This is a genomic window from Rhizobium sp. AN73 (genome assembly GCF_030757975.1).
Classification (GTDB): Bacteria; Pseudomonadota; Alphaproteobacteria; order Rhizobiales; family Rhizobiaceae; genus Agrobacterium; species Agrobacterium arsenijevicii.
In genome coordinates, this window is the sequence record NZ_JARWME010000001.1 from 504,379 (window position 1) to 523,301 (window position 18,923).

General features: G+C 59.3%; 18 protein-coding genes and 2 pseudogenes. 8 read left to right on the forward strand and 12 right to left on the reverse strand.

Features of this window, described 5'->3' with window-relative positions; all coding sequences use genetic code 11:
• The first annotated feature begins 24 nt into the window (after positions 1–24).
• The 7 genes and pseudogenes from RBH10_RS02135 (at position 25) to RBH10_RS02165 (ending at position 6,823) form a co-directional block, all read left to right on the forward strand.
• Entirely contained in the window at positions 25–804 is a 780-nt protein-coding gene (locus RBH10_RS02135) for a DeoR/GlpR family DNA-binding transcription regulator (protein ID WP_045019582.1), read from the forward strand.
• Positions 801–2,198 carry an FGGY-family carbohydrate kinase gene (locus tag RBH10_RS02140; RefSeq protein ID WP_281038496.1) on the forward strand — a complete coding sequence of 466 codons (1,398 nt, stop codon included), beginning with the start codon at positions 801–803 and terminating at the stop codon, positions 2,196–2,198. Before RBH10_RS02135 ends, RBH10_RS02140 begins: the two co-directional genes overlap by 4 nt.
• Complete coding sequence (locus tag RBH10_RS02145; protein WP_281038495.1) at positions 2,195–3,706, forward strand: sugar ABC transporter ATP-binding protein; 1,512 nt, start codon at positions 2,195–2,197, stop codon at positions 3,704–3,706. The genes RBH10_RS02140 and RBH10_RS02145 overlap by 4 nt, the downstream gene beginning before the upstream one ends.
• Positions 3,703–4,707, forward strand: a complete 1,005-nt coding sequence (locus RBH10_RS02150; RefSeq protein WP_281038494.1) for an ABC transporter permease — start codon at positions 3,703–3,705, stop codon at positions 4,705–4,707. The genes RBH10_RS02145 and RBH10_RS02150 overlap by 4 nt, the downstream gene beginning before the upstream one ends.
• Positions 4,708–4,712: 5 nt before the next feature.
• The gene (locus RBH10_RS02155) at positions 4,713–5,657 is read left to right on the forward strand and encodes an ABC transporter permease (protein WP_281038493.1); all 945 of its coding nucleotides are present in this window, start codon (positions 4,713–4,715) and stop codon (positions 5,655–5,657) included.
• A 60-nt stretch (positions 5,658–5,717) separates the two neighbouring features.
• Positions 5,718–6,137: pseudogene (locus tag RBH10_RS02160) on the forward strand (substrate-binding domain-containing protein); the annotation flags it as partial.
• A 116-nt stretch (positions 6,138–6,253) separates the two neighbouring features.
• Positions 6,254–6,823, forward strand: a complete 570-nt coding sequence (locus RBH10_RS02165; RefSeq protein WP_306180564.1) for a substrate-binding domain-containing protein — start codon at positions 6,254–6,256, stop codon at positions 6,821–6,823.
• An 83-nt stretch (positions 6,824–6,906) separates the two neighbouring features.
• Here RBH10_RS02165 and RBH10_RS02170 read toward each other — a convergent pair whose 3' ends face one another.
• The 8 genes from RBH10_RS02170 to RBH10_RS02205 form a co-directional block, all read right to left on the reverse strand.
• Positions 6,907–7,941 (reverse strand): ABC transporter ATP-binding protein, encoded by a 1,035-nt coding sequence (locus tag RBH10_RS02170; RefSeq protein ID WP_281038491.1) that lies wholly within the window; start codon positions 7,939–7,941, stop codon positions 6,907–6,909.
• The gene (locus RBH10_RS02175) at positions 7,938–9,506 is read right to left on the reverse strand and encodes an iron ABC transporter permease (protein WP_281038490.1); all 1,569 of its coding nucleotides are present in this window, start codon (positions 9,504–9,506) and stop codon (positions 7,938–7,940) included. The genes RBH10_RS02170 and RBH10_RS02175 overlap by 4 nt, the downstream gene beginning before the upstream one ends.
• 66 nt (positions 9,507–9,572) lie before the next feature.
• Entirely contained in the window at positions 9,573–10,586 is a 1,014-nt protein-coding gene (locus RBH10_RS02180; protein ID WP_372339763.1) for an iron ABC transporter substrate-binding protein, read from the reverse strand.
• 200 nt (positions 10,587–10,786) lie between these two features.
• The gene (locus RBH10_RS02185; RefSeq protein ID WP_306180399.1) at positions 10,787–11,404 is read right to left on the reverse strand and encodes a response regulator transcription factor; all 618 of its coding nucleotides are present in this window, start codon (positions 11,402–11,404) and stop codon (positions 10,787–10,789) included.
• Between the two features lie 8 nt (positions 11,405–11,412).
• The gene (locus RBH10_RS02190) at positions 11,413–12,639 is read right to left on the reverse strand and encodes a sensor histidine kinase (protein ID WP_306180565.1); all 1,227 of its coding nucleotides are present in this window, start codon (positions 12,637–12,639) and stop codon (positions 11,413–11,415) included.
• Positions 12,640–12,945: 306 nt separating this feature from the next.
• Positions 12,946–13,497 carry a DUF4865 family protein gene (locus RBH10_RS02195; RefSeq protein ID WP_281038487.1) on the reverse strand — a complete coding sequence of 184 codons (552 nt, stop codon included), beginning with the start codon at positions 13,495–13,497 and terminating at the stop codon, positions 12,946–12,948.
• A complete protein-coding gene (locus RBH10_RS02200; protein ID WP_281038486.1) occupies positions 13,494–13,928 on the reverse strand; it encodes a cupin domain-containing protein in 435 nt (144 codons plus the stop codon). The genes RBH10_RS02195 and RBH10_RS02200 overlap by 4 nt, the downstream gene beginning before the upstream one ends.
• Positions 13,925–14,323, reverse strand: coding sequence for a tautomerase family protein (locus RBH10_RS02205; protein ID WP_281038485.1), 399 nt, complete (start codon positions 14,321–14,323; stop codon positions 13,925–13,927). Before RBH10_RS02205 ends, RBH10_RS02200 begins: the two co-directional genes overlap by 4 nt.
• Positions 14,324–14,431: 108 nt before the next feature.
• Here RBH10_RS02205 and RBH10_RS02210 point away from each other — a divergent pair, with 108 nt between their 5' ends.
• Complete coding sequence (locus RBH10_RS02210; RefSeq protein ID WP_281038484.1) at positions 14,432–15,334, forward strand: LysR family transcriptional regulator; 903 nt, start codon at positions 14,432–14,434, stop codon at positions 15,332–15,334.
• Positions 15,335–15,339: 5 nt separating this feature from the next.
• Here RBH10_RS02210 and RBH10_RS02215 read toward each other — a convergent pair.
• From RBH10_RS02215 to RBH10_RS02230, 4 genes and pseudogenes are all read right to left on the reverse strand, one after another.
• Positions 15,340–15,671, reverse strand: a pseudogene (locus RBH10_RS02215) (cytochrome C oxidase subunit IV family protein).
• A gap of 10 nt (positions 15,672–15,681) precedes the next feature.
• On the reverse strand, positions 15,682–16,401 hold the full coding sequence (locus tag RBH10_RS02220) for a heme-copper oxidase subunit III family protein (protein ID WP_281038641.1): 720 nt from the start codon (positions 16,399–16,401) through the stop codon (positions 15,682–15,684).
• A 12-nt stretch (positions 16,402–16,413) separates the two neighbouring features.
• The gene (locus tag RBH10_RS02225; RefSeq protein WP_281038483.1) at positions 16,414–17,115 is read right to left on the reverse strand and encodes a cytochrome c oxidase subunit 3; all 702 of its coding nucleotides are present in this window, start codon (positions 17,113–17,115) and stop codon (positions 16,414–16,416) included.
• On the reverse strand, positions 17,112–18,890 hold the full coding sequence (locus RBH10_RS02230) for a cbb3-type cytochrome c oxidase subunit I (protein WP_281038482.1): 1,779 nt from the start codon (positions 18,888–18,890) through the stop codon (positions 17,112–17,114). Before RBH10_RS02230 ends, RBH10_RS02225 begins: the two co-directional genes overlap by 4 nt.
• Between the last annotated feature and the right edge of the window lie 33 nt (positions 18,891–18,923).

Below are 18,923 nucleotides of genomic sequence, written 5' to 3' on the forward strand. Positions count from 1 at the left end.
CAAGGGAGAGCCGGAGGAGCAGCCATGAACGACACAGAACGCCACAAGGCCATCATCGAGCTTTTGCGCGAAACGCCGTTCGCATCCGTCCGCGACCTTCAACAGCGCCTTGAGGCATCTCCAGCCACCATCCGCCGCGACATCGACAAGCTGCATGAGCTTGGCCAAGCCAGAAAGGTCTATGGCGGCATTTCCGCTATCGATACTGGCGACAGCGCGCGGCTTTCCGCACGCCCCTATGACGAGAACCGCGACATCGCCGTCGAAGCCAAACGGGCAATTGCCGCGAAGGCGGCGGATCTGGTGCGTGATGGAGACGCCATCATCGTTCATGCCGGCTCCACCTGCTACCAGCTCGGCACGCTGCTTGCGCGCCGCAACGTTCGCATCTGGACCAACTCCATGCCGCTTGCCGCCCATCTTGGCGAACACGGCACCTGCCAGCTTTCGGTGGCCGGCGGCGCGCTCTATCGCGAACCCGGCATCATCCACGATACGGCTGCCGCTTCCCCCGGCTTTTTTGCTTCGCGGTTCTTCGTCGGCACACAGGGTATCAGCGGCAAGGGGCTGCTCGAATCCCATCCGCTGCTCGTAAAGGTCATCGGCGAACTTGCGGCCTGCGCCGACGAAATCGTGCTTCTGGCCGATAGCCGGAAGTTTTCCATCCAGCCGCGCAACGTTGCCCTGCCGCTCTCGCGCGTCGGCACCATCATCACGGATGACGGCCTGACCGACGCCAATGCCAAGATGCTGGAAGATGCCGGCGTCAACATCACCATTGCCACCATGGGAGGGGAAAAGTGAGCCAGCCCCCCATCGCCGTCTTCGATCTCGGCAAGACCAATTCGAAACTCTTCGTTCTTTCGGCGGAAGGCAGGCTTATCGACGAAGCGCGCACCCGCCCCGTCTGGCTAAGAGACGGCGACTTCCAAGTTCTCGATGACGACACCCTCTTTGCGTGGATGAAGGGTGAGCTTGCGCGCGTGGTTTCAGCGCATGGCGTCGACCGCGTCACTTTTTCCGGGCATGGCTGCACCTTTGCACTTGCCGCCGGCGATGCCCTCGTTCATCCGATTCTGGACTATGAACAGGAACCACCCGCAGAAATCGCCGCCCGCATCGATGCTCTGGTGCCCGATTTTCGCGAGACCTTCTCCCCGCCATTGCCGCTCGGTTTCAGCTACGGTCGCCATATTCTGTGGCTGAACGAGCGCGATCCTGCACTTCTCGAACGTGCAGATGCCATTCTCGCCTATCCGCAATTCTGGAGCTGGAAGTTTTCCGGCCGCAAGGTTTCCGAAGTCTCCTATCTCGGTTGCCATTCCCATCTCTGGGCGCCGATTGACAACGACTATAGCAGCCTTGTCGACCGCATGGGCTGGCGCGGCAAGATGCCGGCCTTTGCACGGGCGGGCAGTGTGATCGGCACCCACAGCGTGACTATTGGCGACGGACAGAGCGTGGATATCGCAGTCCACAACGGCGTGCACGACAGCAACGCCGCCCTCTATTTCTACCGATCGCTCGGCTTTTCCGATTTCACGCTGATCTCGACCGGCACCTGGGTGATTATCTTCAATCCGGCAAGCCCGCTCGAAAGTCTCGATGCCGGCCGCGACATGCTGGCCAACGTCACGGTCGACCGTCAGCCGGTCGCAACCATCCGCTTCATGGGTGGCCGGGAATACGATCTGGCAAGCGGCGGTTGGACCATGCCCGTTTCCGCGCAGGCCGTTGCCGCAGTCATCGCCCAAGGCAGCTTTGCCCTGCCCTCCTTTGCCGCTGGCGGCCCGATGCAGGGACATGCCGGACATTTCATCGGGCCGGCCGTTGCCGACGAGGAGCGCGCCGCTACTGCCCTGCTCTACGTCACCCTGATGACCGATCTTTCACTCGATCTCATCGGCTCTCAAAACACCGTTGTCATCGATGGCGGCCTCGTGAAGACAGGGCTTTACGCCGCCATTCTCGCGGCGCTGCGCCCCGACCAGACGATCCATACCAGCGCTAATCCCGAAGGCAGCGCGTTCGGTGCTGCGGCGCTGGTTTTCGACGAGACAGGCGGCAATCCCTTCGTGAACGATTGCTCGGTGGCGCAACCGGCAACGATCCCCGGCCTCGACGCCTACAGGCGCGCATGGCGGCGGCAGGTGGATGCGATGGCAGCAGAAAACAGCGAATACAGGAGTGCGGTATGATGCAGCCGATTGTTCAGCTCAGCGGTCTCGGCAAATCTTTCGGCGGCGTCAAGGCATTGAAAGATGTGGGCCTGGATATCTATCCCGGCGAAGTGCACGCGCTGATGGGAGAAAATGGTGCAGGCAAGTCGACGCTGATCAAAATTCTCTCCGGCCTCTATACCCCGGACGAGGGAACGATCACCGTCAACGGTGAAGCGGTCACGTTTTCCTCGACACGAGACGCCAATGCCGCCGGTATTGCAACCGTGTATCAGGAACTTCTGCTGTTCCCGGAACTTACCGTCGCCGAAAACATCTTTCTCGGCAATTATCCGCGCAGGGCCGGCGGCATCATCGACTGGCCGGCAGTCCGCGCGGGCAGTCGCAAGCTTCTCGAAGAACTCGACACGCATGATCTCGACGTCGATGAAAAAGTGGCCAACCTGTCGGTCGCCCAGCGCCAGTGCGTAGAGATTGCCAAGGCATTGTCCAAGGACGCCAAGGTTCTGATCATGGACGAACCGACCGCCTCGCTGGTCGAATCGGACGTGCAGCGCCTGCTCGATATCGTCAGGCAATTGCGCGCCCGTGGCGTGGGCATCCTCTATGTCAGCCATCGCATGCCGGAGATTTTCGCCGTGTGCGACCGCGTTACCGTTTTGCGCGATGGAGCCTACGTCGCAACCAAAAACATCGATGAAGTCGATGAAGGCGCGTTGGTGTCCCTGATGGTGGGCCGCGCCATCGAGAACCTTTTTCCCAAGGTGGAGGTGCCCATCGGCAAGCCTATCCTTGAGGTTGCCGCTTTGAACCACGGCAAGCGTGTCAGGGACATTTCATTTGCCGTGCGGCAAGGCGAAATTCTCGGTATCGCCGGGCTTGTCGGCAGCGGACGTACCGAACTTGCGCTCACACTTTTTGGCATGACACCCGCCACGTCAGGTGAAATCCGCATTGACGGCAAGGTGGTTGCGATCACGTCACCTGCGCAGGCGCGCAACCTCGGTATCGCCTATGTGCCGGAAGATCGCGGGTCCCAAGGCCTCATCAAATCGATGGCCATCCGCAAGAATGTCACCATGGCCACGCTCGACAAGGTGTCGAACGGCATCTTCATTCGCACGGCCGCCGAAATGAGCCGGGCGGCGGCGGCGATCAAACGTTTTGGCGTGCGCTGCCGTGACCCCGACCAGCCGATCGGCCAGCTCTCCGGTGGCAACCAGCAGAAAGTGGTGATTGCCAAATGGCTCGAAATCAAACCCCGGGTATTGATCCTCGACGAGCCGACACGCGGCGTCGACGTCGGTGCCAAATCGGAAATCCACGCGATTATGGGCGAGCTTGCCCGCGAGGGCGTCGCCATCATCATGATTTCCAGCGAGCTGCCTGAGGTGCTGGGCATGAGCGACCGGGTGATGGTCATGGCCGAGGGCCGGGTCACGGAAATTCTCGAACGCAGCGACGCGACACCCGAGCGGGTCGGCGCGGCGATGACGGCACATCGCAGAGAGGAGAACGCGGCATGAGCAACCTTGGCAATGCACCCGCCAGACGCACCACAAGCGCACACCTCATCCAAAGCGGCTACCGGCGGTTCCTCTCGGACTACGGGCAGGAGATATTCGTCCTTGCGGCAATCGTCACGCTGTTCGTTTGCGTGACCCTGGTTAATCCACGTTTCATCGCGGTCAACAATCTCAACACCATTCTTTCCGGAAACGCCTATATTGCGGTTGCGGCAATCGGCATGGCGATGGTGATCATCACCGGCAATATTGACGTTTCCGTGGGAGCGCTGATCGGCGTGCTTGCAACGGTTGCGGGAACCTTGGCGACATCAGGCTATCCGGTATGGGTCGCCTGGACGGTCCCTATCCTCGTCGGCATGTCAATCAACACCGTCATAGGCCTGCTCGTCGCCTATGCGCGCATTCCCTCGATCGTTGTGACGCTGGGGGCGCTCTCGATCCTGCGCGGCGGCCTCATCAGCGTCACCGGCGGGGCCTGGATCTCCAACCTGCCGCCGTCCTTTCTCCTCGCCCAGCAGAAACTGCTCGGCGTTCCGGTTCCGCTGGTCGCGATGATCATCCTCACCGTGTTGACCGCTTTCTGGATGCGCAATTCGGCCTTTGGACGTTCGCTTTATGCGCTCGGCGGCAACCCCGAGGCAGCCGTTGCCAGCGGCATTCCGGCCGAGCGGCGCATCGTTCAGGTTTTTGCCATCCACGGCATGTTCGCCGGCCTTGCCGCCATCCTGTTCGCAACCCAGTTGCAGGTCATCCAGTCGACGGTTCCGCCCAATCTGGAACTCACGATCATCACGGCTGCGGTCATTGGCGGCGTATCCATCCTCGGCGGCACCGGCACGGTCATCGGCTCGACACTGGCGACAATCCTCTTCGCCACCATCGGTTCGGCTCTGATCTTCGTCAATGTCTCCGCCTACTGGCTGCGGGCGGTCATCGGTCTGCTGATCCTCATCACGGTGCTTGCCGATATGCTGCGCCGCCGCCGCAGGAGTGTTTGAAAGCCATGATCCCCAAGTCACTCATCCGGCACGAAACCTTTCTAGCTGTCCTGCTGATCATCATCCTCACCGTGCTGTCATTCCAGTCGGACAAGTTTCTCACCGTCTCCAACCTGCTCAATCAGGGTCGCCTGATGACGGAAATCGGCCTTGTCGCCCTGGCGATGACCTTCGTCATCGCCACCGGCGGGATCGACCTTTCCGTCGGCTCGATCCTTGGCCTCACGGCCATCCTGCTTGGCGTGTTCTGGCAAAAGCTCGGCATGCCGCTGCCATTGGCAATGGCGGCGGCGGTCGCGGCGGGCACCTTCGCCGGCTTCGTCAACGGGCTTATCATCACCCGTTTCAACGTTCCGCCGTTGATCGCCACGCTTGGAACGCTCGCACTTTATCGCGGCCTTGCCGAAGGTATCAGCCAGGCCCGTTCCGTGCGCGGCTATCCGGAATGGTTCTTCCTCTTCGGTCAGGGCGCAGTGCTTGGCATACCCACCCAGCTCTGGGTCTTCCTTGTCGGCGCCATCATCGCCGCCGTCATCCTTGCCTATACGACCTGGGGCCGCAGCACTTATGCGATCGGCGCAAACGAGACCGGCGCCCGGTTCTCCGGCCTTGCCGTGGAAAAGACCAAGCTGGCCGTCTACACCGCCTCGGGTCTTGCCGCAGCCCTCGCCGCCGTGATCTTCGTCTCCCGCGTTTCCACCACGCGCTCCGACATGGGGACGGGCATCGAACTCGACGCCATTACGGCGGTTGTTCTCGGCGGCACGTCCATTTTCGGCGGTCGCGGCACGATCGTCGGCACCATCCTTGGCCTTTGCGTCATTCAGGCGCTGAAAAACGGGCTTTCGCTCGCTGGCATTACCGGTGACGGCACGATCATGCTGATTGGCATCGTGCTCATCCTGGCAATTCTCGCAAGCAATCTCTTCGAGAAGAGCGGCTCTCGATAGTTCGATGTCACGTCCTGCACTGCCGCTCTATGGTGTCGGGACGATTTGGAGGAGAAAGACATGCGTAAATATTTGCTGCCCGCCTTGCTGACGCTTTCGTTTTCGACCAGCCTCAGCCACGCGGCTTCCCCCTGGACCGGCGGTGACGATCTGCCGACCAACCCGCTCGCCTGCGATGCCACGCCCGCGAAAGTCGAGGCCAAGGCTTATGATGGCGGAGCGCCAACCAACGCCCCGGATCGCAAGGGCAAGCCCATAACGGTCGTTGACGTACCCAAACTGGTCGGCATCGGCTACTTCGCGGCAACCGCCAAAGGCATCGCCGACGCCGCGACTGAACTGGGTAACGTCAAGGCCAAGACCGACGGACCGAGCAAAGCCAACATCGACGACCAGATCACGCTGATCGACAACTACATCACTTCGGGCGTGGACGGTATTCTCTATGCCGCCAACGACCCGGTGGCGATCGCGCCGGTCCTGAAGAAGGCGCTCGCCGCCGGCATCAACGTCGTCGGTTACGATGCGAACTCCACGCCGGATTCCGCCAATGGTTCGTCAACCAGGCGGAGTTCAACGGCATCGCCAAGGCGACAATCGACTCGCTTGCCGCCGAAACGGGCGAAGATGGCAAATTCGCAATCGTCACATCCACCTTCACCACGCCGAACCAGGCGCGCTGGATCGCCGAGATGGCCGCCTATCAGGCGAAATGCCACCCGAAAATGGAATGGCTGGAAACCGTCGAGGCACAGGAAGACAATATTCTTTCGTTCAATCAGGCCAACACGCTGATCAACAAATATGGCGATGACCTGAAAGGCATCGTCGGCATGACCTCGGTCGCGACCCCTGCCGCAGCCGACGCGGTGACGCAGGCCGGCAAATGCGGCCATGTTGCAGTCGTGGGTCTGGCCACACCGAATGCCATGAAGCCATATGTCGGGGCCGGTTGCGTCAAGTCTGTTGTTCTCTGGAACCCGGTCGATCTCGGTTATGCAGCCATGCATGTTCTGCGCTCGGTGGCCGACGGCACGCTTCAACCCGGCGCCACGTCTGTCAAGGCTGGCAAACTTGGCGATCTGAAAGTGATCAACGGCTCGGAAATCCTGCTCGGCGCTCCGACCGTCTTCACCAAGGATACCATCAACAACTTCGACTTCTAATCATGAACCGATATGAGGGAAGGTAATTGCTACCCTCCCTCATATGCGAAACATGGTGACCTGACCGTCGTTGCCGCCTACCGCTACTTGAAGAGATGTGCCGTGCCGAGGACCGCGATGGAAACGTCATCGCCGCATTGGAACGGTGCATGGGAAGGAATGTTCACGTTGAAAGACGATCCTCCATTATGGAGGGTGATCCTTGCCGTGAAGACCGGCCCGCAGAAACTTATTTCCGAGATGGTCCCGGATGGTTGATTTTCGTTGCCGATTTTCTCAACGACGATCTGTTCCGGGCGGATCATGATCTGAGCCGAGCCGCGGAATTTGCTATCATCGATGGACAATCGACCTAGTGTGCTATCCGCGCAGCCGTCTGCAATGTCTGCCGGTAGAATAATAGCTTCGCCGAGGAATGTGGCCGTAGCCGGATCCACCGGACGCGAATATAGCTCGCGCGGGGAGCCGACCTGAGCGAAAACGCCGCTTTGCATCACCACAAGCTGTTCAGCGAAAGCAAACGCTTCGGCCTGATCGTGCGTGACGAGAATGGTCGGAATGGCCGCAGCGGAAAGCACCTCTGTCACGGCCTTTCGGGTTGCGACCCGCAAGCCGGTATCGAGCGCCGAAAACGGTTCATCGAGCAGCATCAGGCGTGGCTTTCTCGCCAATGCACGCGCAAGGGCGACCCGTTGCTGCTGTCCACCCGAAAGCTGATCAGGCTTGCGCGACAGCATGGCGCGGTCAAGCCCGACCATGTCCATCAATTCGGCAGCCCTCTCGTACCGGACCGCGCGTTCGGCTTCTATGCCGAAGCCGATATTGTCGGCGACCGAGAGATGCGGAAACAGGCAACCGTCCTGCGCCACGATGCCGATATTGCGGCGATGGGCCGGGATGCGGTGGCTGTCATTGACGATCATGTCACTGCCGAGCCGGATCGTCCCCGAATCCGGAACATCGAAGCCGGCTATAAGCCGCAGAAGGGTGGTCTTTCCGCAGCCGGACGGGCCAACGATGGCTGTGCGGCTACCTGCTTCGACGGCAAGATCGATACCGTCCAGAGCAACGACCGGACCATAGGATTTGCGGATGGAATGAAGTTGCAGAAACGTCATCGCCCGGAGAACTTTCGAGATTGGTTATGGAGCAGAAACGTCATCGGCAGCGAAAAAAGCACCATTAGCAATGCATAGGGTGCCGCGCCTGCATAATCGATTTCATTGGTCATGGCCCAGAAAGCCATGGCAAGGGTGCGGGTACCGTTCGGTGCGAGCATCTGCGCAGCCGTCAACTCGTTCATGATGCCCAGAGCCGCAAGAGAGGCGCCCGCCGCTGCACCGGGTGCGGCGAGCCTTATCGTGGTCGACCAGAGCGCGCGTGCCGGCGAACGGCCAAGACTTGCGGCAGCCTGTTCGAGTTCGATCGGCACTTTCGCTATTCCGGCACGAAGGCTCACCAGGGCTCGGGGCAGAAACATGACGACATAGGCAAGTATGATGGTGGTAACGGTCTGGTAAAGCGGCAAAATAACCCGGACGGTGACTGTTACGAGCGCCAGCGCCACCACGACACCCGGCATGGAACTTGCCAGATAATAACACTTTTCCAGCAGGCGTGAGGCCCGTGTAGGCCGGCGCACTGAAAGCCACGCAATCGGTATGGCTGCCGCGGTGACGACGAAGCCGCCGATCAGGCAAATCGCAATAGTCTGCCAGAGTGCAAGGCCGATCGTGCCGAGCTTCCACACGCCAACCCCGCCTGCAATCAACCAACGTCCGAGCGTGAGAGCCGGGATGCCGAGCGAGAACGCGGAGACCGCGACGAAGAGGCCAAGTGCCGGATATTTCCACCGACCGAGGGGGACAATTCGATTGCGGGCGGCAACGCCCGAACCAACGCGAGCGCTACGGCCCTTGCCACGCAGTCTGGCTTCAAGCGACAGCAGCACCATGCAGCAAAAGACGAGCACGATCGCCAGCATATTTGCCGCCGCACCGCTGTAGGTCGACTGGAACTGATCCATGATCGCGGTTGTGAACGTGTCGAAGCGGATCATGGCGTAAAGCCCGTATTCCGCAAGCAGGTGAAGACCAACGAGCAGTGCGCCGCCACAGATCGCCAGACGGAGTTGTGGCAGCACGACGCGGCGAAAAACGGCAAGACGATTCAGCCCCAGCGATGACGCAGAATCCTCAAGTGCGGGATCCAGCAGCCTCATTGCGGCTGCCGCCGGCACATAGACGAACGGAAAATAGGCGACGACGGATATCGCGATACCCGCGAACAGTCCGTTGATGCTTGGCCACAGCCCCACCCAGGCATAGGAATGCACGAAGGCGGGGACCGCAAGTGGGGCAATCGCGAGCCACGACCACAGCCGGGCACCCGGAAGATCGCACCGCTCCGTCAACCAGGCGAGCGTGACGGACAGGATGACGCAGATCGGGATTGTGAAGACGATCAACAGGACCGTATTGACCATCAAATCGCCGACGCGAGCCCGGAAAATCAGGCGCGACGCAGCCTCCCAGCCGGTTTCCACTGCGGCCCACAGGACAAAGCAGAACGGAAGAAGCGCCAGGAACGCGATGATAATTGCGATCAGGATCGTCCAGGGCACATCAGCCACCAGACGAGACCGGGAGACCGAAGTCTCACCGGTTACTGCGACAGATTTCATCCAAACCTCGAAAGCGAGTTTCATCGCAGAGTACCTGCGATGAAACGCTGTTTAACACCGATAATTTCAGAGAAGACCGGCTGCGGTCATCAGATCGGTGACTTTCGCATTGTTGAGCGAGGACGGTTCAACCTTTGGAGCCTGAAGGTCGGCGATGGGCACGAGTGCCTTGTTGGAGGCTTCACCGTTGCCAACGGCGTATTCAAAGGAATCGCCCTCGCGCAGGATCGTCTGGCCACCCTTGCCGGTAACCCACTTCAGGAATGCCTGAGCCTGTTCCTTGTGCTTTGAAGAAGCAAGCACACCACCGCCGGAGGTGGAGAGAAACGCACCCGGATCCTGGTTTTTGAAATAGTGCAGCGCTACGTTCTTGCTGTTTTCACCGGTCTTGGCCTGATCACCGAAGTAGTAATAATGATAGATCACGGCGCCTTCGATCTCGCCGGCATTCACTGCCTTCATGGCTGTCGAATTGCCGCGATAGGCCTTAGAATTTTCCTTCATTCCCTTGAGCCATGTTGTCGCCTCTGCTTCGCCCTTCAGCTGCACCAAAGCGCCAACGATGGCCTGGAAATCGGCACCGGTTGGAGAGGCTGCCCAACGTCCCTTCCATTCCGGCTTTGCAAGGTCGAGCAGCGACTTCGGCAACTTGTCTTCCGTCAGCTTCGTCTTGTCATAGGCAAAGACGGTCGAACGGGCGGCAATGCCAACCCAATGACCATCTGCAGGGCGAAACTGCTCCGGAACCTGATCGAGGGTTTCCTTGGCGACTGGCTCAAAAAGGCCCTTGCTGTCTACCAGCGCCATCGCCGGAGAGTTCTCGGTCAGGAAAGCGTCGGCCGGAGAATTGGCGCCTTCCTGCACGATCTGGTTGGCAAACTCCATATCGCTGCCCTTGCGAAGCGTGACCTTGATACCAGTTTCCTTTGTGAATGCGTCGGCCCAGGCGATGCCAAGCCCTTCATGTTGCGCGTTGTAGACAACGATGCCGTCAGCATCCTGCGCACGCGCTGTGCCGGTCAGGCAGGTCGCAGCAAGGGCAGCCGCAATCAAAAGGTTCGTTACTGGTACTTTATTCACGTCGTTCTCCCGATCGGAACAGGCCGCCATCGGCCGTATGTCTCGTGCAAATTGAGTGTCTGAACAGGTGATGTTGAGCAGGCATAAAACTATTCAGATAAACTCCACTTATACCCGCTCCGGCGTCCGGACCATGCGGACTAAAGTCCCTATCGGATGTGCTGAAGGATGAATTTTTGCCTGAAGGCAAACGAGGCAGATCAGCCTTTCGACCGGGCTTCGCGCAGGTAAATGGCGGCCTCGGTCCTGTTGCGTAATTTGAGCTTCTGCAAGATGCGCGTCATATTGTGCTTGATGGTTTTTTCCTGGAGGCCCAGTAGCCTTGCAACCTCCTTGTTGCTGTTACCAGCAGCAACAAGCGTCAATATCTGTTCTTCCCGGGGCGTAAGCGTCGCCAGAGCCTGTTCCTGAAGCCCGACAGCCACGAGCGTCGCGGGAACATCCGCCGGGTTCGCATTGCCCGCAGCGACGCCCGAGATCACGTTGACAAGCTCGGATACACCAACACCTTTCAGGACGTAGCTTTTTGCTCCTTCAGCAAGAGCCTGAGCAATATCGGAATCCTGTTCGGAAGCCGTCAGCACAATCACCGAAGCCGCAGGATCCCTCCGCAAGATGACACGCAAGGCCGAGTGTCCTCCACCCGGCATGGATAAATCCAGCAGCATGATATCCGGGCGGTGCTGGTCGAACAACGCAATCGCGTCGGCGGCGCTGGCGCCTTCGCCAACGATTTCGAAACCCGGCTCGTCTTCCAGACTGCGCGACAGGCCGCTTCGAAAGATCGGATGATCGTCCACGATAACGATCCTGATCACATTCGGTCTCATTGACGGCTAACCCCGGGCAGGGTCATGGTGATCGATGTGCCAGATCCGATGGCAGAGACGATGTCCAGCCGCCCGCCAAGCCCTGCAACCCGTTCTTCAAGGCCAGCCAGACCAAGGCCACCTTCATCATCCCGCGGGATGAAACCGACACCGTTATCCCGGACGCAAATAACGATGTTCTCATCTGTTTCGATTGCAGAAACCGAAATTTCGGCAGCCTCCGCATAGCGGGTGGCATTGCTCAATGCTTCCTGAATAAAACGATAGATGCAGATTTTCGTGGCCTGCGATGTAACCTCCAGCGGGCCTATGTGTTTCTGAACCACCGTCCCAGAGGTTTTTTCGTGCGCCGTGATGACACGATAAACCACCTCCTCGCCGGAAAGGCCTTCAAGCTCGGGCAGGGTCAGACCGCGGCAAATGCCCCTGATCTCCTTTACCGCCTCATTGATGGAATGTTGCACCATGTCAGCGTCGTCCTCTCTCGCCCGTCCCGCGCGAATGGCGTCGAGCCGTAACGCCGCAAACCCCAACAATTGAGCTGGTCCATCGTGAAGCTCTGCCGAAATCCTGCGCAGATAGCGCTCGTTGAGCGCTGCGGTTCTCTGCATCGCCTGATCGATACGCCGGCGCAAACCTTTGTTGACCTCCAGCATTTGTGACAGCTCCCTCACCTGCAAATGCAGCGCGTGCTTCTGTTCCTCGATAAGACGGCTGCCTTTTGCGACGATACCGAACAGCAGCGCCAGCATTCCCGCTGTCACGCCGGCCACCACCAGCCAGCTTTCATGACGGACACTGTCCAGCTCCGACATCAAATCGGCGGAGGTCTCGTAAAACTCCGCCACAGCAATGACTTTGCCGGTCGCGGCATCACGGATCGGGCTGTGGATTTCCAGCAATAACTGGCCGCTGCGTTTTTCCTCAATATGCTCCTCACCTCCCAGCGCATCGAAAGCCGCATGCACGGCACCATTGAACGCAATTGCGAGCCCCGCGGACCTCTCAAATTTCCTGCCGATCAGGTTGGGATCGCTGCTGAATACGATGGTGTTGTCTTTCCCCCATATCTTGAAGGAAAACAGTTTATCGCTCAAAGGCCCGCTGCTCAGCGTATCGAAAATTTTCTGTCGGGTGTCGTTGCTCAGCGTCGAGCCGGTCGCCAGTTCCTGCGTGAGAGGCGAAACGATGCCCGCAACATAAAGGGCCGTGCCGCTTGCCATGTTCCTCACGGCCGCGCTCTCGATTTTGGACGTAACCCACAATCCGATGAGCATCATTCCCAGAAGCAGAACCACGGTACCTGCAAGAGCAAACTGCCAGGCCAAAGTTGGCCGCCAGCCAGCAATGCCAGTGATCCGACGCCCGGCAAAAAATCTCGCAGTCATTCCGAACCCTCAGCGCGCATCAGCGATTATCTGTTCGATAACAATCCGGATTGCAAGTAAGGCGCGATTTGGCCTGCCTCGCGTAGAAATCGGACAACGCACCGAATGATGATGAGAGCCAAGTCTACACTATGGCCCTCCTTAAACTGAAACGTGGCCAACGGTGTAGGTTTGCATTGGTTCGGTTGCCGCTGGCACCGTCGGCCAAAGGCTGAACTGCAGCAGCAGCCATTTTGTCGGATCGAATGCGGCGATAGCCGCAAGCGCGCCGGCCTGCATTGCGGAACGCGCGTTCGCGGTGGCCGCATCGCGTTGCGCGGCCAGATCGGAATAGGGCGCAATGGGCCGGACCTCCCGCGTGGCATATCGCGCAGATGCAAGGTCGGAAACGTGATCGGCCAGCCAGACCAGCCATGTCTGCACCGACGGCCAGCCGAAATCTCGCGTCAGGGCCGCAAAACCTGCGCTGGACAGAAAACTGTCTATCCCTTCTGGCTCATCCCATAGATAGAATGGCGCATACAGGTTTTCGGCACTGATGAAGCCTGCGTCCTGTTTTCTCGCCGAAAGATAGGCCTTGAAACGCAGACGTGGGAAGCCGTCGAGCAGCGGCCCCTTCTCCCGGATACGGCGATCTATGATCGCCATGTCGTAGTCAGCCGGCAGCACGAAGCTGTATTGCATGGCGATCACGGCAAACTCTCCTCATGGTCTACGGGCTCCATCCAGTGCACCGCAGTTCCGTTCTTCACCGGCTGGACGCTGAGATAGCTGAATGGGCTGGACGGCGTGGCGCCATGCCAATGGCGTTCGTCGGCGGCAAACCAGACGGCGTCTCCGGCGCGGACCTCGCACGGATCGTCACCCTCGCGCTGGACGAGACCGACGCCATCGAGAACGAAAAGAAGCTGCCCGCGCGGATGGCTGTGCCAATGGGTCACGACCCCCGGCGGGACAAAGGCACGCATCGCCGTCATCTCGCCCTCGATCTGGCTAGACAATAGCATCTGGACGAGGAAGGAGCCGCTGGAGATGCCGTCAGGTGCGGCAAGGATATCCTCACCGGCGCGACGGACGGTCATGGACGACGGACAGGCCGATTGCATATCGAAAGCGTCGGTCACTTGCTTTTCTCCGTGGGTATGCCTGCCGAAACACCTGACGCGAAGGACCAGTCCTCGAACGTCGAGTTGACGATGGCGACCATCACGTCTTCCGGTCGCACACCGGGCGATGCCGCCAGATTTTCGACCAGCCTTGCATAGAAACGCGCCTTGACTTCCGGCGATCGCACCTTGCCCGTGGTGATGTGGAAGAAGATGTAGTCATCTGATCGCGGGCCACCGCGATAGTTTCGGTCAAAGATCAGTTCGCCCGGCTGGTGCTGGTGGATCGCGGCAAAGCGGTCATGTTCCGGAACGTCGAAACAATCAACAAGCGCACGGTCGAGACTGTCGGAAACAGCCGCAAGGTAGTCGGCGGATTTACCCGCAAGCAGGGATATTCGAGTGAAAGGCATAGGATACGCTCCGTTGGTTAGGATTGACAGGCACACTATGGAACGGCATCATCATCCTGAAAATCAGATTATTCAGGACTTATAGTCCTGTATTTCGGGACAATAGACATGCGTCTCATTCATCTTGATCTCGACGCACTGCGCAGCTTCGTGATCGGCATCGAAACAGGGTCGTTCGCGCGGGCCGCCGACCGGCTTGGGCGCTCAACTTCCGCCGTCAGCGCCCAGCTCAAGAAACTAGAGGATCAGGCCGAAACGGCGTTGGTGCGTAAATCGGGCCGGGGGCTGGCACTGACCGAGAGTGGCGAAGTGCTGTTGTCCTATGCCCGGCGTCTGCTGGATCTCAACGACGAGGCGATCAGCGCCGTTCGCGGGCCGGAACTCGAAGGCTGGATCCGCCTCGGCATTCAGGAAGATTTCGGTGAAACGGTGCTGCAGCAGGTGCTTGGTCGTTTCACGCGCGCGCATCCCCGGGTTCGGGTTGAAGGGCGCATCGCGCGCAATATCGAATTGCGGGAGAAGATCGATTCCGGCCATCTCGATCTGGCGCTCGCATGGGACGACGGCATCGCTTCACCGGCGGAAATGATTGCATCCCTACCGTTATGCTGGCTCGGCGCGGCGAGTGCAGAGCCCGTCTGGCAAGTCGGCGGCCCTGAGCCGCTGCCGCTCGCCGCCCTGGAAGCGCCCTGCCTTTTGCGTAGCATTGCCTGCAACCATCTTGATCGACAGGGTATTGCCTGGCGCATCGCATTCGTTAGCCCGAGCCTCGGCGGATTGTGGGCGGCGACGGCTGCAGGCCTCGGCATCGCGCTCCGCACACCGTTCGGACGGCCGCCTGGTGTGCGGGTTCTCGATCCCACAGCCCACGGCCTGCCGCAACTCCCGTCGCTGGGGCTCAACCTTCTTCGCTCAGGGAAACAGGAAAATCCAATCAGTACCCATCTTGCCACGATCATCCGGCAAGCCTTGCAGGAGACGCTACCGGAGCCATGGATGGTGCAGCCATAATGCGCCTACGAACCGCCTCCTAAAAAGGTCAGCCGGGTAAAGACCGTGTAGTTGGATTCCGACGCCATCAAGGCGGCGAAGACAAGCACAAGGACGGGGGAGCGAGAATGGCGTAGATCAACACCAGCCGTTCCCAAGCCATATGCATGAAAATCGCAACGATCAACCCTGCCTTCAGGAGCATGAACAGGATGATCAGAGACCATCTGAGGTAACTCTGGATGCCGAGATAATCCACGAGATAGGAGAAGGTGCTGAGGACGAAAAGCAGCCCCCAGACCACCAGATAAAGTCGTAAAGGGTGCTGTTGTCCGGAATGCGTCTGCTCTTGCGCCATGATGCCCTCCTCACCACAGATAAAAGAATGCAAAGATGAATACCCAGACCAGATCCACGAAATGCCAGTAAAGCCCGGTTATCTCGACGATCTCGTAGTGGCCTTTGCGGCTGGTGAAAAATCCCCGCCTTTCCTGATCGAAATCTCCCCGCCACACCTTGCGCGCCATGAGCAAGAGGAAGACGACGCCAATCGAAACATGGGTGCCGTGAAAGCCGGTGATCATGAAAAACGATGAGCCGAATTGCGCTGCACCGAAGGGGTTCTCCCAGGGACGAACGCCTTCCGCGATCAACTTGCTCCATTCAAATGCCTGCATCCCGACGAATGTCGCGCCGAGGGCGGCCGTCGCCACCATCAGCGCGGCGGTTTTCCGGCGATCGCGGCGGTATCCGAAATTGACGGCCATGGCCATCGTGCCGCTGCTGCTGATGAGGACAAACGTCATGATGGCAATTAGGATCAGCGGAATTTCCTTACCGCCAATCGTGAGCGCGAAAACCTCGCTCGGATTGGGCCAGGCGACGGTGGTGGACATACGCGCCGTCATATAGGCCAGCAGAAAGCAGCCGAAAATGAAGGTGTCGCTGAGGATGAAGATCCACATCATCGCCTTGCCCCAGGAGACGTTCTTGAACGCCCGCTGGTCCGATGACAGATCGGCGGCAACGCCACGCAGTCCCGTGGGCGGTTCCAGATCGCTTACCGGTCTTTCCATGGATGCGGCCATCATCGAAACTCCTCAGGTGACAAGTTGACGGCAAAGATCGACGAAACTATTCGCCCAGCCGGCGAACAGTGCAAAAAGGACCAGCCAGACGACGAACATGAAGTGCCAGTAGATGGCGCACAATTCCACACTCAGGCGCACTCTCGCCGCAGGGCCGGTCCGGGCGCGGATTGCGGTGCGTCCGAGCACGAAAAGCCCGCCCACTATATGCAGTCCATGCAGCCCGGTGATCATGTAGAAAAAGCTGTTCGATGGGTTATCTGCCAGCACATAACCTTCAGACATCAGTTGCCACCACGCCGTGAACTGCCCGGCGACAAAGAGAACCGCCGTCACAAAGGCAGCAGCAAGCGCCGTGTTCAGCCTGTCATCGCGATCGGTACGGGCTTCGGTTTTCGCCCATTGCAGCGCTACACTGCTGGCGGCAAGCGCCGTTGTGTTCACCCATAGGAGCCGCGGGATCGGAATCCCCCACCAATCGGCACCGCCCATGCGGCTGAGATAGGCGCTGATGAACAGCGTGAACAGCGCGCCGACGACGGCGAGAAAAATGCCGAGCCCGATTTTCGCTATTGTCTCCGATGATCCGCGCATCCCCGGCGCGTCGCTTGCCAGACCCACTTCCAGCCAGGGTTTTGATGTCAGCCGCTGGCTTGCCATCCACCAGCCAATGATGCCCGCGATCCCGGCCATGAAAATGAGAATGGCGCTCATGACAACGCCCTCTCGGACGGCCCGGCCGCAGCCGGCTGATTTTGCGGCAGGAAGTCCTCCGCCGCTCCGGGAACGCTGTAGTCATACGGCCAGCGATAGACGACCGGCAGCTCCTTGCCCCAGTTTCCATGAACCGGCGGCGTCTGCGGCGTTTGCCATTCCAGTGTCGTTGCCCGCCACGGATTGCCGCCCGCTGGCTTGCCCCAACGCAAGCTCCAGGCGAGATTGAACAGGAACAGCAGTTGCGCCGCGCCAACGACAAGTGCTGCGACGGAGATGAACATGTTCAGCGTATGCGCCGACGGTGGAATGAAAGCGGTTTCGCCCAGTTCGTAATAACGGCGCGGCACGCCCAGCAGGCCGAGATAGTGCATCGGGAAGAAGATGGCATAGGCGCCGAGAAAGGTAACCCAGAAGTGGATATGCCCCATCGTCGCATTCAACATGCGACCGGTGACTTTCGGATACCAATGGTGGATCGCACCGAAGATCACCATAATCGGGGCAACCCCCATCACCATATGGAAATGGGCGACGACGAACATGGTATCTGAAAGCGGTACGTCGACAACGACATTGCCGAGGAAGAGACCGGTCAATCCGCCATTGACGAATGTGACGATGAAGGCGAGTGCAAACAGCATCGGCAGGTTCAGATGGATATCGCCGCGCCAGAGCGTCAGCACCCAATTATAGACCTTGATCGCAGTCGGCACGGCGATGATCAGCGTCGTGGTGGCGAAAAAGAAGCCGAAGTTCGGGTTCATGCCGCTGACATACATATGATGCGCCCAGACGACGAAGCTTAGCGCCGCGATGATGACGATCGCCCAGACCATCATCCGGTAACCGAAGATGTTCTTGCGTGCATGGGTGCTGATGAGATCCGAGACGATGCCGAAGGCTGGAAGCGCGACGATATAGACTTCCGGGTGACCGAAGAACCAGAACAGGTGCTGGAACAGGATCGGACTGCCGCCACCCTGCTTCAATTGCTCACCCATCTCCACAATGGAGGGCATGAAGAAACTCGTGCCGAGCAACCGGTCGAACAGCATCATGACGGCGGCGACAAAGAGCGCCGGAAAGGCGAGCAGCGCCATGACAGTCGCTGTGAATATGCCCCATATCGTCAGGGGCATCCGCATCAGCGTCATGCCGCGCGTGCGGCCCTGTAGCACGGTCACGACATAATTCAGCCCGCCCAGGGTAAAACCGATGATGAACAGGATCAGCGACAACAACATCAGAATGATGCCCCAGTCGCGCCCGCCCGGCGTTCCCGAAAGCAGGGACTGCGGTGGATAGAGCGTCCAGCCAGCGCCTGTCGGCCCGCCGGGCGCAAAGAAACCGGCGACCAGCACGATGACCGCGAGGAGGTAGAGCCAGTAGCTCAGCATGTTCGCATAGGGGAACACCATGTCTCGGGCGCCGAGCATCAAGGGGATGAGATAATTGCCGAAACCGCCAAGGAACAGTGCGGTGAGCAGGTAAATCACCATGATCATACCGTGCATGGTGATGAACTGATAATAATGTTCCGCGTCGATGAAGGAGAAGTAGCCGGGAAAGCCGAGTTGCAGGCGCATCAACCAGGAAAGCACCAGCGCCACCATGCCAATCGAGACGGCAGTCAGGAAGTATTGAATGGCGATGATCTTCGCATCCTGACTGAAGACATATTTCGTCCACCAGCTTTTCGGGTGATAAAGCTCGACATCCTCGACTTCAGCGGGCTGGATGACCTGCCCGGCGCCTGATCCAATCTCGACCATGTTCCATCCTCCCTGCCTCCAATGCGGTTTTTT

Excerpts from the sequence above, each read along its gene's own strand:
- RBH10_RS02135 (WP_045019582.1), top strand. The coding sequence starts at position 25 with ATGAACGACACAGAACGCCACAAGGCCATCATCGAGCTTTTGCGCGAA.
- RBH10_RS02145 (WP_281038495.1), top strand. The coding sequence starts at position 2,195 with ATGATGCAGCCGATTGTTCAGCTCAGCGGTCTCGGCAAATCTTTCGGC.
- RBH10_RS02150 (WP_281038494.1), top strand. The coding sequence starts at position 3,703 with ATGAGCAACCTTGGCAATGCACCCGCCAGACGCACCACAAGCGCACAC.
- RBH10_RS02155 (WP_281038493.1), top strand. The coding sequence starts at position 4,713 with ATGATCCCCAAGTCACTCATCCGGCACGAAACCTTTCTAGCTGTCCTG.
- RBH10_RS02170 (WP_281038491.1), bottom strand. The coding sequence starts at position 7,941 with ATGACGTTTCTGCAACTTCATTCCATCCGCAAATCCTATGGTCCGGTC.
- RBH10_RS02175 (WP_281038490.1), bottom strand. The coding sequence starts at position 9,506 with ATGAAATCTGTCGCAGTAACCGGTGAGACTTCGGTCTCCCGGTCTCGT.
- RBH10_RS02190 (WP_306180565.1), bottom strand. The coding sequence starts at position 12,639 with ATGGCAAGCGGCACGGCCCTTTATGTTGCGGGCATCGTTTCGCCTCTC.
- RBH10_RS02205 (WP_281038485.1), bottom strand. The coding sequence starts at position 14,323 with ATGCCTTTCACTCGAATATCCCTGCTTGCGGGTAAATCCGCCGACTAC.
- RBH10_RS02210 (WP_281038484.1), top strand. The coding sequence starts at position 14,432 with ATGCGTCTCATTCATCTTGATCTCGACGCACTGCGCAGCTTCGTGATC.
- RBH10_RS02220 (WP_281038641.1), bottom strand. The coding sequence starts at position 16,401 with ATGGCCGCATCCATGGAAAGACCGGTAAGCGATCTGGAACCGCCCACG.
- RBH10_RS02225 (WP_281038483.1), bottom strand. The coding sequence starts at position 17,115 with ATGAGCGCCATTCTCATTTTCATGGCCGGGATCGCGGGCATCATTGGC.
- RBH10_RS02230 (WP_281038482.1), bottom strand. The coding sequence starts at position 18,890 with ATGGTCGAGATTGGATCAGGCGCCGGGCAGGTCATCCAGCCCGCTGAA.